A 13700-nucleotide genomic window follows, 5' to 3' on the forward strand; every position below is an offset into this window, starting at 1 on the left:
GCTGCGTCCGGGCTCGGAGAACCTCGGCGACTTAAGTCCATAGGGTGAAATTCGAATCGGGAATTTTAGCACGCGACTATGGCAGACCTTGCGTCGGCTTGCCTGAGCGCGCGTCGGCGCAATGCGACAGTCAACCCGCCGAAAGCTTGCCGCGCCATGCGTTTTCCTGCGGCCTCGTCCAGCGCTGCCGTCTGCCTCACGTACAATCGAACGTGTCTTTGAACGGTCCTGTCAGGGTCCGCACCCATCAAAATGAGCCGCTTTTCTACAAATTCAAGGCAGGGCACCCGGAAGGTCGATCCGCGACGCCCGCAGGCTGTCGCCGACGTGCTCGGCCGCACCGAAGCGTTCCAGGCGTTGCGCGCGGGCGTCGAGCAGGTTGCCGCCCTGCAGCGCGATCTGGGCGCGCTGCTGCCGGATTATCTTGCTTCGAACGTAGAGCCGGGCTTCATCAAGGACGGCGTGCTGGCGCTGTTCGCCGCGCACAATGCGCTCGCCGCGCGCCTGCGGCATCTCGAACCCCGTCTGCTCTCGGACCTCCAGGCGCGCGGCTGGGCCGTGAATGCGTTGCGCATTCGCGTGCGTCCGCAGCCGATGAAAGAGCCCGCGCAGCCGAAGCAGGCGCGCATGTCGCAAGCGGGCGCGTCTGCGCTGCAGGACCTGGCCGAGGCGCTCGAACCGTCGCCGCTTCAGGAAGCGCTGGCGCGAATGGCGTCACGTCATCGCACCACGCAAAAAAAATGAGCGGCGCTTGCGCGTCGCTCATCTCATGTTGCCGCCGGCTGCTGCCGCTTTGATCAGGCAAATGCCGTTTGCGTGTCGAAGCCGAAACCGCGCGGCGCCTGCTTGCTGTCCTCGAACGTGACGATCTCGTAGGCGTCCTCGTGTGCGAGCAACTCGCGCAGCAGCATGTTGTTCATCGCGTGGCCGCCCTTATACGCGTTGTACGAAGCCAGCAGCGGATGTCCCACCACGTAGAGGTCGCCGATCGCGTCGAGCATCTTGTGCTTGACGAACTCGTCGTCGTAACGCAAGCCGTCGTTGTTCAGGATGCGGTATTCGTCCAGCACGATCGCGTTGTCCATGCTGCCGCCGCGCGCCAGACCCAGCTCGCGCATCATCTCGACTTCATGCGCAAAGCCGAACGTGCGGGCCCGGGCGATCTCGCGGACATACGACGTGGTCGCGAAATCCACTTCCAGCGCCTGACCGGTCTTGTCGACGGCCGGATGACGGAAGTCGATGGTGAAGCTCAGCTTGAAGCCGAAGTACGGCTCGAGACGGGCGAACTTGTCACCGTCGCGGACCTCGACGGGCTTCGTCACCTTGATGAATTTCTTCGGCGAATTCTGCTCTTCGATACCCGCCGACTGGATCAGGAACACGAAGGAAGCCGCGCTGCCGTCCATGATCGGGATTTCCTCGGCGGTGACATCGACGTACAGATTGTCGATGCCGAGGCCCGCGCACGCCGACATCAAGTGCTCGATGGTGGACACGCGCGCCCCGTCCTTCTGCAACACGGACGCGAGCCGGGTATCGCCGATCGACATCGCGGACGCGGGGATATCGACTGCCTGGGGCAAATCGATACGCGAAAACACGATGCCCGTGTCAGCCGGCGCGGGCTTCAGGGTCAGCTCGACCTTGCGGCCGGAATGGAGCCCGATTCCCACGGTCTTGACGACGGTCTTGATTGTTCGCTGCTTCAACATGATGTTCTTTTCCGATTTACATTCCCTATAAAGAGAATCAATCACTCACTTTATTCCAATAGGCCGAATTATACTCTATTCGCCAGGCGCCGTCGTGCTTCGGGACGTATCAACTGTTTCCCTGTGTTACTCGCGCACGGCATTTTTGAAAGTAGAACGGGCCGATGCCCGGAATGGAGGCATTTCCGGTCATCGGCCCCAAGTTGCGGCGGATTACGAGGGCGCCATCAGCGTTGCGCTACGGCAACGCGGCGCCGCTGGAATCAGCGCAACGTCGCGAGGATGCTTCGAGCGTCGCTGACTTCGAACTTGCCGGGCGCTTCGACGTGCAGCGTCTTGACCACGCCGTCGTCGACCACCATCGCGTAACGCTGGGAACGGATTCCCATGCCACGCTCGGTCAAATCCTGATCCAGTCCGAGTGCCTGGGCGAAACGCGCACTGCCGTCCGCGATCATCTTCACCTTGCCCGCGGTTTGAAGATCGCGTCCCCACGCGCTCATGACGAACGCGTCGTTGACGGAAACGCACCAGACTTCGTCGATGCCGGCAGCGGACAACTCCGCCGCCGCCTCGACATAGCCGGGCACGTGCCTGGCGGAGCACGTCGGCGTGAACGCGCCCGGCAATCCGAAGATCACCACGCGTTTGCCTGCGCACCGCTCGCGCGCCTGGAACCCGTTCGGTCCCACGGCGCAGCCTTCCGTCGCCTCCTCGATGAACTCGAAGAGACGCACATCCGGCAGCGTGTCACCCACTTTGATCATGCTCGGTCCTTCCCTTGTCAGTGCTCGTGAACCTGCTCGCGATCGCATCGTCCCGCGAATCCTGCCCGACGGCGTGACGGTCATGCGGCTTCCATCCGGATTCCCCAGCCTCGGGGAGCGAAAGCGTGGGGGTCGGCTGGCCACGGCCCGGCGTCCGTCTGTGAATCAGGACGCGGCCTTGGACAGTCGCCCCACGTGATGCCTGCATGAACCGCGCAAGACGTCCGGCGCGGCAACGCGGTGAGCTGCTTCGTCAGACTTCGTTCAGCAGCAAATCACGTGCGCGACGCTCAGTCGGCCTGCTTGCGCAGGAACGCCGGAATGTCATACGTATCGACACCCTTTTCCTGCAAAGCCTGCACATGCGATGCCGCCGTCTCGCGCGTCGAACGCCACACCGCCGGGGTGTCGAGCTGACCATAATCCGTGGTCGACTGGCCGTGCTGCGAACCGTACGAATTGTGCGCCGTTTGCGGACCGTGTGCGATCGGCTGGTTGTCGGTGCCGGTACGGAGCAGGGTCATCGGCGCTTGCTGCTGCTTCTTCGCCGCGCGGCCCAGACCCGTCGCCACCACCGTCACGCGCAGGGCGTCGCCCATCGCGTCGTCATACACTGCACCGAAGATCACGGTGGCATCGTCAGCCGCGTAGGACTTGATGGTGTTCATCACTTCACGCGTTTCCGACAGACGCAGCGAACGGCTCGACGTGATATTCACCAGCACGCCGCGCGCACCCGACAGATCCACACCTTCCAGCAGCGGGCTGGCAACAGCCTGCTCGGCAGCCAGACGCGCGCGATCGACGCCGGCAACCGTCGCCGTGCCCATCATCGCCTTGCCCTGCTCGCCCATCACGGTCTTCACGTCTTCGAAGTCGACGTTGACCAGGCCATCGACATTGATTATTTCAGCGATACCCGCGACAGCGTTGTTCAGCACGTCATCCGCGCACTGGAAGCACTTGTCCATCTCGGCGTCATCGCCCATCACCTCGAACAGCTTGTCGTTCAGCACGACGATCAGCGAGTCGACGTGATCCTCCAGTTGCTGCGAACCAGCTTCTGCAACACGCATGCGGCGGCCGCCTTCGAACTCGAACGGCTTGCTCACGACGCCAACGGTCAGAATGCCCATTTCCTTGGCGATCTGCGCGACCACCGGCGCCGCGCCCGTGCCCGTGCCGCCGCCCATGCCTGCCGTGATGAACACCATGTGCGCGCCGCGCAGTGCATCGGCGACACGCTCGCGTGCATCTTCCGCCGCTTCCTTGCCCTTCTCAGGCTTTGCGCCTGCGCCGAGACCGGTCATGCCCAGTTGCAGCACCGTCGGCGCGCGCGAACGGGCCAGCGCTTGCGCGTCGGTGTTCATCACGATGAAGTCGACGCCCTGCACACCGCGGTTGATCATGTGCTGAACTGCATTACCGCCCGCACCACCAACACCCACGACCTTGATGATCGTGCCGTTGGTTTCCGTTTCCAGCATTTCGAAATCCATGTTGCCTCCGTCAAGAATGAAGATCGGCGTTATTCGATGAGAGATCGGGCAACCTCACATCGCGCGCCAGCCGCCGGTACCAGCGCGTAATTCGTTTGCTGCGTATTCGTCAGAAATTCCCGAGGAACCAGTCCTTCATCCTCGTAAAAACTTGTCCCATCGATCCGTTCTGCACCGCGACCTTGCGGCCGCGCATGCGTTGCGAGCGTCCTTCGGCGAGCAGGCCCATCGCGGTGGAGTAGCGCGGATTGCGCACCACGTCCGCGAGACCGCCCGCGTATTCCGGCACGCCGATGCGCACCGGCTTCAGGAAGATGTCTTCGCCGAGTTCGACCATGCCGGGCATCATCGCGGCGCCGCCGGTCAGCACGACGCCGCTCGACAGCAGCTCTTCGTAGCCCGACTCGCGCACCACCTGCTGCACCAGCGAGAACAGCTCCTCGACGCGCGGCTCGACCACCGCCGCCAGCGCCTGGCGCGACAGCGTGCGCGGGCCGCGTTCGCCGAGTCCCGGCACTTCGATCATTTCGTCCGGATCGGCGAGCGCCTGCTTCGCGATGCCGTAGCTCACCTTGATGTCTTCCGCGTCGGGCGTCGGCGTGCGCAGCGCCATGGCGACGTCGCTCGTGATCTGGTCGCCGGCGATGGGGATCACGGCTGTGTGGCGGATCGCGCCTTCGCTGAAGATGGCGATGTCAGTCGTGCCGCCGCCGATATCGACGAGCACCACGCCCAGTTCCTTCTCGTCCTCGGTCAGCACCGCCAGCGACGACGCCAGCGGCTGCAGCACGAGGTCGTTCACTTCGAGGCCGCAGCGGCGCACGCACTTGACGATGTTCTGCGCCGCGCTCACCGCGCCCGTGACGATGTGCACCTTCACTTCCAGCCGGATGCCGCTCATGCCGATCGGCTCGCGCACGTCTTCCTGGCCGTCGATGATGAATTCCTGCGTCAGGATGTGCAGCACCTGCTGGTCGGTCGGGATGTTGATCGCCTTGGCCGTTTCGATCACGCGCGCGACGTCCGCCTGCGTGACTTCCTTGTCCTTGATCGCCACCATGCCGCTCGAATTGAAGCTGCGGATATGGCTGCCCGCGATGCCGGTGAAGACGTTCGTGATCTTGCAGTCGGCCATCAGCTCGGCTTCCTCCAGCGCGCGCTGGATGGACTGCACCGTGGCCTCGATATTGACCACGACGCCCTTCTTCAACCCCTTCGAGTCGGCCTGACCGAGTCCGATCACCTCATAGTGGCCTTCGCCCTTCAGTTCGGCGACGATCGCGACCACCTTCGACGTTCCGATGTCGAGGGAAACCAGCAGGTCTTTGTAGTCTTTGCTCATAGCGTGCTCATGCCCGTGATGTCTGCTTACTTCTTGGCCTTGTCGGTGTCATTGATGAAGCGCATGTTCGCTGCTCGTATCGCGAAGCCGTTCGGGTAACGCAAATCCGCATATTCGATCTCCTTGCCCCAGCGCCCCGTGACCGCCGGCCACGACGCGACGAAGCGCTTGCTGCGCTCGAGCAGCGTGTCCTGATTGCGCTCACGCCCGAGTTCGACCTGCATGCCGTTCGAGAGCTTCACCGTCCACGCGAAACGCGGCGACAGCGTCACTTCGTCCGGCTTCGCATCCAGCGGCGCGAACCACTTCTCGAAGTCGTGATAGCGCGCGACCACTTCCTTCGCGGTGCCTTCCGGTCCGTCGAACGCGGGCAGGTCGTCGTCCAGCTCGCCCTGGTTCGCGGTGAACAACTCGCCGTCCGTGCTCACCAGCTGATCCGTGCCCCACGTGCCGAGCGGCTTGTATTCCTCGAGCGTCACTGCAAGCGCGTTCGGCCAGACCCGGCGCACGCTCGCATGCCGCACCCACGGCACCTGTTCGAACGCGGTCCGCGCCGAATCCAGGTCCACCGTGAAGAAATTGCCCTTCACGCGCCCGACCACGCTCGCACGGATCACCGGCGAACTGATGTGGGTCGTGTCGCCGTCGATCTGGATTTCGCGCAGCCTGAACTCGGGACGCTGGATCGCCCAGTAACCCGCGGCGCCCAGCAGCAGCAGCACGAGTACGACGTGCAGCGCATTGGCGGCGAGGTTGAGTTGGCGAACGTTGTTCCACATAGTTTCGCTGCTACAGGTCCGGTGAGTGATCGCTTTATTGCTTTGCTGCTTTATTGCTTCAAGGTCAGGGACAGCACCTGCACGACGAGATCGCTGTAGCTGATGCCGACCGCACGCGCGGCTTTCGGCGGCAGCGAGTGATCCGTCATGCCGGGCGCCGTGTTCACTTCCAGGAAATACGGATTGCCGTCGGCGTCGAGCATGAAGTCGGCGCGGCCCCAGTCGGTGCAGCCGAGGATGTCGAACGCGCGCTTCGTCAACTGCTTCATGCGCGTTTCCTCGGCTTCCGTCAGGCCGCACGGAATCAGGTACTGCGTGTCGTCGGCGACGTACTTCGCGTGATAGTCGTAGAACTCGCCGGCCGGCACGATCTTGATGACCGGCAAATCCAGGTCGCCCGCGATGCAGCAGGTGTATTCGCCGCCGCCCTCGATGCTCTGCTCGACGATCACGATCTTGTCGAAACGCGCGGCTTCCGCCAGCGCCGCGCCGAGCGTTTCGGCGCTCTTCACCTTGATGACCGCGACGCTCGACCCTTCGCTCGCCGGCTTCACGAAGAGCGGCAAGCCGAGCTTCGCGATGATGTCCTGCGCGCGCGCTTCATAGTCTTCGTCGCGGAAGACGGTTTCGAACGGCGGCGTCGGGATGCCGGTCTGCTGCCACACGAGCTTGGTGCGCAGCTTGTCCATGCCGAGCGCGGAACCCAGCACGCCGCTGCCCGTATAACGGATGCCGTAGAAATCCAGCGCGCCCTGCAACTGTCCGTTCTCGCCGTAACCGCCGTGCAGCGCGATGAACGCGCGCTCGAAGCCTTCGCTCTTCAGTTCCGCCAGCGGACGCTCGGCCGGGTCGAACGGATGCGCATCCACGCCGGCGGCGCGCAGACCTTCGAGCACGAGCCGCCCGGAGTTGAGCGACACCTCGCGCTCGGCGGAATGACCGCCCAGCAGCACCGCGACTTTGCCGAAGAGTTTCGGATCGATTCGATTCACTTGATTGCTCGTTACGTCTGTCATGTCAGTTCTGACCGCTCGTCGTGCTTGTGGCATTGGCGAGCTTGCCGCACACCCCGCCGATGGAACCCGCGCCCATCGTGATCACCACATCGCCGTTGCGCGCGAGCGTCGTGATCGCATCCGGCATCTCGTCCACCGTGTCGACGAAGACCGGCTCGACCTTGCCTGCCACCCGAATGGCCCGCGCGAGCGCCCGGCCGTCGGCGGCGACGATCGGCGCTTCGCCCGCGGAGTACACCTCGGTGAGCACGAGGGCATCGACCGTCGACAGCACCTTCACGAAGTCTTCGAAGCAGTCGCGCGTGCGCGTGAAGCGATGCGGCTGGAACGCCAGCACCAGACGGCGCCCCGGAAACGCGCCGCGCGCCGCCGCAATGGTCGCGGCCATTTCCACCGGGTGATGACCGTAGTCGTCGATCAGCGTGTACGCGCCTTCGCCTGCGTTCGCGTTCACTTCGCCGTAGCGCTGGAAGCGCCGGCCCACGCCGTTGAATTCGGCGAGCGCACGCTGGATATCGGCATCCGGCACTTCGAGTTCAGTCGCAATCGCAATGGCCGCGAGCGCGTTCTGCACGTTGTGCGTACCCGGCAGGTTCAGCACGATGTCGAGCGACGGCGCGTCGGTGCGCAGCGTCGTGAAATGCATGCGGCCATTGCGCGCCTCGACGTTCACCGCGCGCACTTCGGCTTCCGCGCCGAGGCCATAGCGGATGATCGGCTTCGATACGAACGGCAGGATCTCGCGCACGTTCGGATCGTCGACGCACAGCACCGCGATGCCGTAGAACGGCAGCCGGTGCGTGAACTCGATGAACGCCTGCTTGAGCCGCGCGAAGTCGTGGCCGTAGGTGTCCATGTGATCGGCGTCGATGTTCGTGATGACTTCGATCACCGGGAACAGATTCAGGAACGACGCATCCGACTCGTCCGCTTCGGCCACGATGAAGTCGCCGGTGCCGAGCCGCGCGTTCGCGCCCGCGCTGTTGAGACGCCCGCCGATCACGAAGGTCGGATCGAGCCCGCCCGCCGCCAGCACGCTCGCGACGAGCGAGGTGGTCGTGGTCTTGCCGTGCGTGCCGGCAATCGCGATGCCCTGCTTCAGGCGCATCAGCTCCGCGAGCATCACGGCGCGCGGCACGATGGGCACGCGGCGATGGCGCGCGGCCAGCACTTCGGGATTGTCGGAACGCACGGCCGTCGACACGACGACCGCGTTCGCGCCTTCGATGTTGTGCTCGTGATGGCCGATCTCGACACGCGCGCCGAGTGCGCGCAGGCGTTCGGTCACCGGGCCGTTCGAGAGATCCGAGCCGCTGACGTGGTAGCCGAGATTGAGCAGCACTTCGGCGATGCCGCTCATGCCCGCGCCGCCGATCCCGACGAAATGAATATGCTTGACGATATGTTTCATTCAGTGTGCCTCCCGAGCTTGCGCGTCGAAACGCGCGCCCGCCACGTCGGCGCAAATACTCGCGACCTTCTCGGTCGCGTCCGGCTTCGCCAGCTCGCGTGAACGCACGGCCATTCCGGCCAGCGTGTCGCGGGTCTGTACGCGCAACCAGTCGGCGAGCTTTTGCGCCGACAAATCATGTTGTTGTATCAGCTCGGCCGCGCCGTTCTTCGCGAGGAACGCGCCGTTGGTCGTCTGGTGATCGTCGACGGCGAACGGGAACGGCACGAACAACGCAGCCACGCCCACGGCCGCAATTTCGGAAACGGTCATGGCGCCCGAGCGGCAGATCACGAGATCCGCCGCCGCATAGGCGCTGGCCATGTCTTCGATGAACGGCACGAGTTGCAGGTCTTCGTCCTGCACGAGGCCCACCGCCGCGTAATGTGCTTCGAGCGCCGCAATATGCTTCGCGCCCGCCTGATGCACGATGCGCGGACGCTGGTCCGATGCGAGCAGCGCGAGCGCCTTCGGCACGGTTTCGTTCAGCGCCGCAGCACCAAGACTGCCGCCGACGACGAGCACATTCAGGCGTCCGGAACGCGCGGCGTAGCGTTCTTTGGGTGGCAAAGCGCTGGTTAGTTCCGCACGGATCGGATTACCCGTCCATTCCGCATTCGGCAGAGCATTGGGGAACGCCACCAGCACGCGCTTCGCGAGATGCGCGAGCAGCTTGTTCGCGAGTCCGGCGATCGAATTCTGTTCGTGCAGCACGAGCGGGCAGCCCGCGAGCTTCGTCATGATGCCCGCCGGAAACGTGATGTAGCCGCCCATGCCGAGCACCACATCCGGCTTCACGCGGCGCAGCGCAGCGAGACTCTGCGTGCAGGCGCGCAGCAGGTTCACCGGCAGCATCAGCTTGGTCTTGAGACCCTTGCCGCGCACGCCGCCGAAGCGCACGTATTCCATCGGAATGCCGTGCTTCGGCACGAGCGTCGCCTCCATGCCGGACGCGTTGCCGAGCCATACCACGCGCCAGCCGCGCGACTGCATCCAGTGCGCGACCGCGAGCCCCGGGAACACATGGCCCCCGGTGCCGCCCGCCATCACCATCAAGGTGCGGTCGCGTCGCGCGCTCATACTTTTCCTCCGCGCATCAGCACCCGGTTTTCATAGTCGACGCGCAGCAGCACCGCCAGCGCGACGCAGTTCAGCAGAATGCCCGAGCCGCCGTAGCTGACGAGCGGCAGCGTGAGACCCTTGGTCGGCAGGAGGCCGAGGTTCACCCCCATGTTGATGAAGGTCTGCGCGCCAAACCAGATGCCCACGCCCTTGGCCATCAGGCCGGCGAAGGTGCGGTCGAGCGCGAGCGCCTGGCGACCGATCTCGAACGCACGGCGCACGATCCAGTAGAACAGCAGGATCACGCAGATCACGCCGACGAAACCAAGCTCCTCGCCGATCACAGCCAGGATGAAGTCGGTATGCGCTTCCGGCAGGTAGTTGAGCTTCTCGACACTGCCGCCGAGTCCGACGCCGAACCACTCGCCGCGTCCGAACGCGATCAGCGAGTGCGTCAGCTGATAAGCCTTGCCTTGCGCGTAACGGTCGTCCCACGGATCGAGGTAGGCGAAGATCCGTTCGCGACGCCACGGCGACGCCCACACCAGCAGCGCGAAGGTGCCGACGGCCGTTGCCACCAGGCCGCCGAACAGCTTGCCGTTCACGCCGCCGAGGAACAGCACGCCCATCGCGATGGCCGCGATCACCATGAACGCGCCCATGTCCGGTTCGAGCAGCAGCAGCGCGCCGACGAAACCGACCGCGACGGCCATCGGCAGGAAGCCCTTGCCGAAGCTGTGCATGAACTCCTGCTTGCGCACGGTGTAGTTCGCGGCGTAGATGGTCACCGCGAGCTTCATGATTTCCGACGGCTGCATGTTCGTGATGCCGAGCGGAATCCAGCGGCGCGCGCCGTTCACGCCCTTGCCGATGTGCGGGATCAGCACGATGATCAGCAGCACCAGCGAGATGAGGAAGAACTTCGGCGCGTACTTTTCCCAGACCTTGATCGGAATCTTGAAGGCGATCACCGCGCCGACGAGCGCTGTCGCAATCGAGATCAGGTGGCGCACGAGGAAGTGCCAGTCGCGGTAGCTCGAATACTTCGGCGAATCCGGCATCGCGATGGACGCCGAATACACCATCACCACGCCCAGGCCGAGCAGCGCGATCGTCACCCACAACAGCGAATAGTCATAGTCGAGCATGCGCGAGCGCGCGGGACGCACGCCGTTCACCGCGCTCGAAATGCCGCCCGCGCTTTCGCGGCGCGAACGCATGCCGGAGTCCGTGCGGCCCGCGAGCGAGTCGTGCGAGACCACGTTGCGCTGGCCCGTCAGTTTCGATCCGAAGCGTTCCGTCCAGCTCATAGCATCACTCCCCGCGCGGCGGCGATTTCTTCGACCGCGCCGCGAAACACGTCGGCGCGATGTGCATAGTTCTTGAACATGTCGAGGCTCGCGCACGCGGGCGAGAGCAGCACGGCGTCGCCGGCTTCCGCGATGCGCGCGGCGGCGTTCGTCGCCGCTTCGAGCGTGGCGTGGTCTTCCAGCGCGACGCCGGTGGCGGCGAGCGTCTCGCGCAGGCGCGGCGCGTCGCGGCCGATCAGCATCACCGCGCGCGCCCAGCGGCCGACCGGCGCTTCGAGCGGCGAGAAGTCCTGGCCCTTGCCGTCGCCGCCGGCGATCAGCACGACGCGTTGCGCGAGGCCGTCGAGCGCCGCGACCGTGGCGCCGACATTGGTGCCCTTGCTGTCGTCGACGTAATCGACGCCGTCGATCTGCGCGATCACTTCCACGCGATGCGGCTCGCCACGATATTCACGCAGCCCGTGCAGCAGCGCCGCGAGCGGCAGGTCGATCGCGCGCGCGAGCGCCAGCGCGGCCAGCGCGTTCGCCGCGTTGTGCAGGCCGCGGATGCGCAGCGCGTCGGCGGGCATCAGACGCTTCGACACGAGGTTCGGCTCGGCGGCTTCCTGCTTGCGGCGACGCGACGGCGCGGGCTCGCCCGAGGCGTCCTGATCGATGCCTGCCACCAGCCACAGCATGCCGTTGTCACGCAGCAGCCCGTAGTCGCCGACGAACGACGGCTCGTTCAGGCCGAAGCTCACCACGCGGTCCTGCGCGATGTTCTTCGCGAGCGCCATGGTGCGCGAGTCGTCGCGGTTCAGCACGCGCACCGTGCGCGGCCCGAAGATGCGGCCCTTCGCGGCGGCGTAGGCATCGAGGCCGCCGTGCCAGTCGAGGTGATCCTGCGTGATGTTGAGCACCGCGGCGGCATCCGGCGCGAATGTGTGCGCGGTTTCCAGCTGGAAGCTCGACAGTTCGAGCACCCACACGTCAGGCAGCGCGGTCTGGTCGATGGCTTCGGTCAGCTTGTCGAGCATGGCCGGGCTGATGTTGCCCGCCACCGCCACCGTCTTGCCCGCGCGCTCGCACAAGAGGCCGGTGAGCGCGGTGGTCGTGGTCTTGCCGTTGGTGCCGGTGATCGCCAGCACCTTCGGCGCATAGCCATTCGCGCCGAGCCCGGCAAGCGCCTGCGCGAACAGTTCGAGTTCGCCCCACACCGGAATGCCGCGCTCGTTGGCAGCGGCGATCAGCGGCGCGAGGTCTTCCGCGAGCGGCGACAGCCCCGGGCTGATCGCGACCAGCTCGATGCCGCCGTCCAGCAATTCGGGCGTGAAGGCGCCGCCGACGAAGTCCGCATCGATCTTGTGGACGGCCAATTCGGAGAGATTGGGCGGCGTCTCGCGCGTGTCGGCGATACGCAGGCGGCAGCCGTGCCTGGCGCACCAGCGCGCCATCGCCAGACCGGATTCACCCAGTCCTAGCACGAGCACCATCGGACTTTGCCGACCCACGAACTTCTCGCCAAACATCGCTTTACCTTTCCCGGAGAACTACAAAAAGACCTGAACAGCTTTGGGTGCTGCAAACGCTCAGCAAACGCTCAACGCAGCTTCAGCGTCGAGAGGCCAAACAGGCACAACATCAACGTGATGATCCAGAAGCGCACCACCACTTGCGTTTCGGTCCAGCCGGACAGCTCGTAGTGGTGATGCAGCGGCGCCATCTTGAAGAAACGGCGGCCTTCGCCGTAACGGCGCTTCGTGAACTTGAACCAGAACACCTGCAGCATCACCGACAGCGTTTCCGCCACGAAGATGCCGCCCATGATGAACAGCACGATCTCCTGACGCACGATCACCGCCACCGTGCCGAGCGCGCCGCCGAGCGCGAGCGCGCCGACATCGCCCATGAAGACCTGCGCGGGGTGCGTGTTGTACCAGAGGAAGGCGAGGCCCGCGCCGCCCATCGCCGAGCAGAAGATCAGCAGTTCGCCCGCGCCGGGAATGTGCGGGAACAGCAGATACTTCGAGTACACCGAGCTGCCCATCACGTATGCGAACGCGCCCAGCGACGCACCCACGAGCACGACGGGCATGATGACGAGGCCGTCGAGGCCGTCGGTGAGATTCACGGCATTGCTCGAACCGACGATCACGAAATACGTCAGCGCGATGAAGCCCCACACGCCGAGCGGATAGCTGATGGCCTTCACGAACGGCAGCATCAGGTCGGCGCGCGCGGGCAGGCCCATGGAAAGACCGCTGCGCACCCACGCCATGAAGAGATCGAATACGCGCGTGTTGCTCGCTTCGGACACGCTGAACGCGAGATACACGGCGGCGAACAGGCCGATCACCGATTGCCAGAAATACTTCTCGCGCGACGACATGCCGCGCGGGTCCTTGTGCACGACCTTGCGGTAGTCATCCACCCAGCCGATCACGCCATAGCCGAAGGTGACGAGCATCACGATCCACACGAAGCGGTTCGTGAGGTCGGCCCACAGCAGCGTGGACACCGCGATGCCGATGAGGATCAGCACGCCGCCCATGGTCGGCGTGCCGGACTTGACGAGGTGCGACTGCGGACCGTCCTTGCGCACGGCCTGGCCGACCTTCAGCGCGGTCAGCTTGCGGATCACCCAGGGGCCGCAGACGAGGCCGATCAACATGGCCGTCGCCGTGGCGCCCACGGCGCGAAACGTGAGGTAGTTGAACACGCGCATGAAGCTGGCGTCATTCTGGAGCCATTGCGCGAGTGCGAGTAGCATGCTGGTCCTTC

Annotated in this window: 12 protein-coding genes; 1 reads left to right on the plus strand and 11 read right to left on the minus strand. The window is 64.9% G+C overall.

The genetic code is table 11. The features are described 5' to 3' along the window. Window positions 1–252 precede the first annotated feature (252 nt). A complete protein-coding gene (locus QCE62_RS13140; protein WP_309918573.1) occupies window positions 253–744 on the plus strand; it encodes a DUF721 domain-containing protein in 492 nt (163 codons plus the stop codon). 53 nt (window positions 745–797) lie between these two features. Here the strand turns inward: QCE62_RS13140 and lpxC are convergent, their stop codons facing one another. The 11 genes from lpxC to mraY all read right to left on the minus strand — a co-directional run bounded on the left by lpxC (window position 798) and on the right by mraY (window position 13689). Beyond that, window positions 798–1715, minus strand: coding sequence for a UDP-3-O-acyl-N-acetylglucosamine deacetylase (lpxC, locus tag QCE62_RS13145; RefSeq protein WP_309918576.1), 918 nt, complete (start codon window positions 1713–1715; stop codon window positions 798–800). A 263-nt stretch (window positions 1716–1978) separates the two neighbouring features. Further along, complete coding sequence (locus QCE62_RS13150; protein WP_309918579.1) at window positions 1979–2482, minus strand: peroxiredoxin; 504 nt, start codon at window positions 2480–2482, stop codon at window positions 1979–1981. Between the two features lie 290 nt (window positions 2483–2772). Further along, the gene (ftsZ, locus tag QCE62_RS13155) at window positions 2773–3981 is read right to left on the minus strand and encodes a cell division protein FtsZ (protein WP_309809990.1); all 1209 of its coding nucleotides are present in this window, start codon (window positions 3979–3981) and stop codon (window positions 2773–2775) included. Window positions 3982–4090: 109 nt separating this feature from the next. Beyond that, window positions 4091–5323, minus strand: coding sequence for a cell division protein FtsA (gene ftsA / locus QCE62_RS13160; RefSeq protein ID WP_309809993.1), 1233 nt, complete (start codon window positions 5321–5323; stop codon window positions 4091–4093). Between the two features lie 26 nt (window positions 5324–5349). After that, the gene (locus QCE62_RS13165) at window positions 5350–6102 is read right to left on the minus strand and encodes a cell division protein FtsQ/DivIB (RefSeq protein ID WP_309809994.1); all 753 of its coding nucleotides are present in this window, start codon (window positions 6100–6102) and stop codon (window positions 5350–5352) included. 50 nt (window positions 6103–6152) lie between these two features. Next, window positions 6153–7094, minus strand: a complete 942-nt coding sequence (locus QCE62_RS13170; protein ID WP_309918582.1) for a D-alanine--D-alanine ligase — start codon at window positions 7092–7094, stop codon at window positions 6153–6155. A gap of 25 nt (window positions 7095–7119) precedes the next feature. Beyond that, window positions 7120–8529 (minus strand): UDP-N-acetylmuramate--L-alanine ligase, encoded by a 1410-nt coding sequence (murC, locus tag QCE62_RS13175; RefSeq protein ID WP_309918585.1) that lies wholly within the window; start codon window positions 8527–8529, stop codon window positions 7120–7122. Next, window positions 8530–9648, minus strand: coding sequence for an undecaprenyldiphospho-muramoylpentapeptide beta-N-acetylglucosaminyltransferase (gene murG, locus QCE62_RS13180; protein WP_309918587.1), 1119 nt, complete (start codon window positions 9646–9648; stop codon window positions 8530–8532). It abuts the gene before it with no gap. Continuing rightward, a complete protein-coding gene (gene ftsW / locus QCE62_RS13185) occupies window positions 9645–10940 on the minus strand; it encodes a putative lipid II flippase FtsW (protein ID WP_309918590.1) in 1296 nt (431 codons plus the stop codon). The genes murG and ftsW overlap by 4 nt, the downstream gene beginning before the upstream one ends. Beyond that, window positions 10937–12448 carry a UDP-N-acetylmuramoyl-L-alanine--D-glutamate ligase gene (murD, locus tag QCE62_RS13190; RefSeq protein ID WP_309918593.1) on the minus strand — a complete coding sequence of 504 codons (1512 nt, stop codon included), beginning with the start codon at window positions 12446–12448 and terminating at the stop codon, window positions 10937–10939. The genes ftsW and murD overlap by 4 nt, the downstream gene beginning before the upstream one ends. A 71-nt stretch (window positions 12449–12519) precedes the next feature. Further along, complete coding sequence (gene mraY / locus QCE62_RS13195) at window positions 12520–13689, minus strand: phospho-N-acetylmuramoyl-pentapeptide-transferase (protein ID WP_309810012.1); 1170 nt, start codon at window positions 13687–13689, stop codon at window positions 12520–12522. Between the last annotated feature and the right edge of the window lie 11 nt (window positions 13690–13700).

This window comes from Caballeronia sp. LZ033, from assembly GCF_031451265.1.
In the GTDB taxonomy this organism is placed as follows: Bacteria; Pseudomonadota; Gammaproteobacteria; order Burkholderiales; family Burkholderiaceae; genus Caballeronia.

Excerpts from the sequence above, each read along its gene's own strand:
- ftsZ (WP_309809990.1), bottom strand. The coding sequence starts at position 3,981 with ATGGATTTCGAAATGCTGGAAACGGAAACCAACGGCACGATCATCAAG.
- mraY (WP_309810012.1), bottom strand. The coding sequence starts at position 13,689 with ATGCTACTCGCACTCGCGCAATGGCTCCAGAATGACGCCAGCTTCATG.
- ftsW (WP_309918590.1), bottom strand. The coding sequence starts at position 10,940 with ATGAGCTGGACGGAACGCTTCGGATCGAAACTGACGGGCCAGCGCAAC.
- ftsA (WP_309809993.1), bottom strand. The coding sequence starts at position 5,323 with ATGAGCAAAGACTACAAAGACCTGCTGGTTTCCCTCGACATCGGAACG.
- QCE62_RS13140 (WP_309918573.1), top strand. The coding sequence starts at position 253 with ATGAGCCGCTTTTCTACAAATTCAAGGCAGGGCACCCGGAAGGTCGAT.
- lpxC (WP_309918576.1), bottom strand. The coding sequence starts at position 1,715 with ATGTTGAAGCAGCGAACAATCAAGACCGTCGTCAAGACCGTGGGAATC.
- QCE62_RS13150 (WP_309918579.1), bottom strand. The coding sequence starts at position 2,482 with ATGATCAAAGTGGGTGACACGCTGCCGGATGTGCGTCTCTTCGAGTTC.
- murG (WP_309918587.1), bottom strand. The coding sequence starts at position 9,648 with ATGAGCGCGCGACGCGACCGCACCTTGATGGTGATGGCGGGCGGCACC.
- murD (WP_309918593.1), bottom strand. The coding sequence starts at position 12,448 with ATGTTTGGCGAGAAGTTCGTGGGTCGGCAAAGTCCGATGGTGCTCGTG.
- murC (WP_309918585.1), bottom strand. The coding sequence starts at position 8,529 with ATGAAACATATCGTCAAGCATATTCATTTCGTCGGGATCGGCGGCGCG.
- QCE62_RS13165 (WP_309809994.1), bottom strand. The coding sequence starts at position 6,102 with ATGTGGAACAACGTTCGCCAACTCAACCTCGCCGCCAATGCGCTGCAC.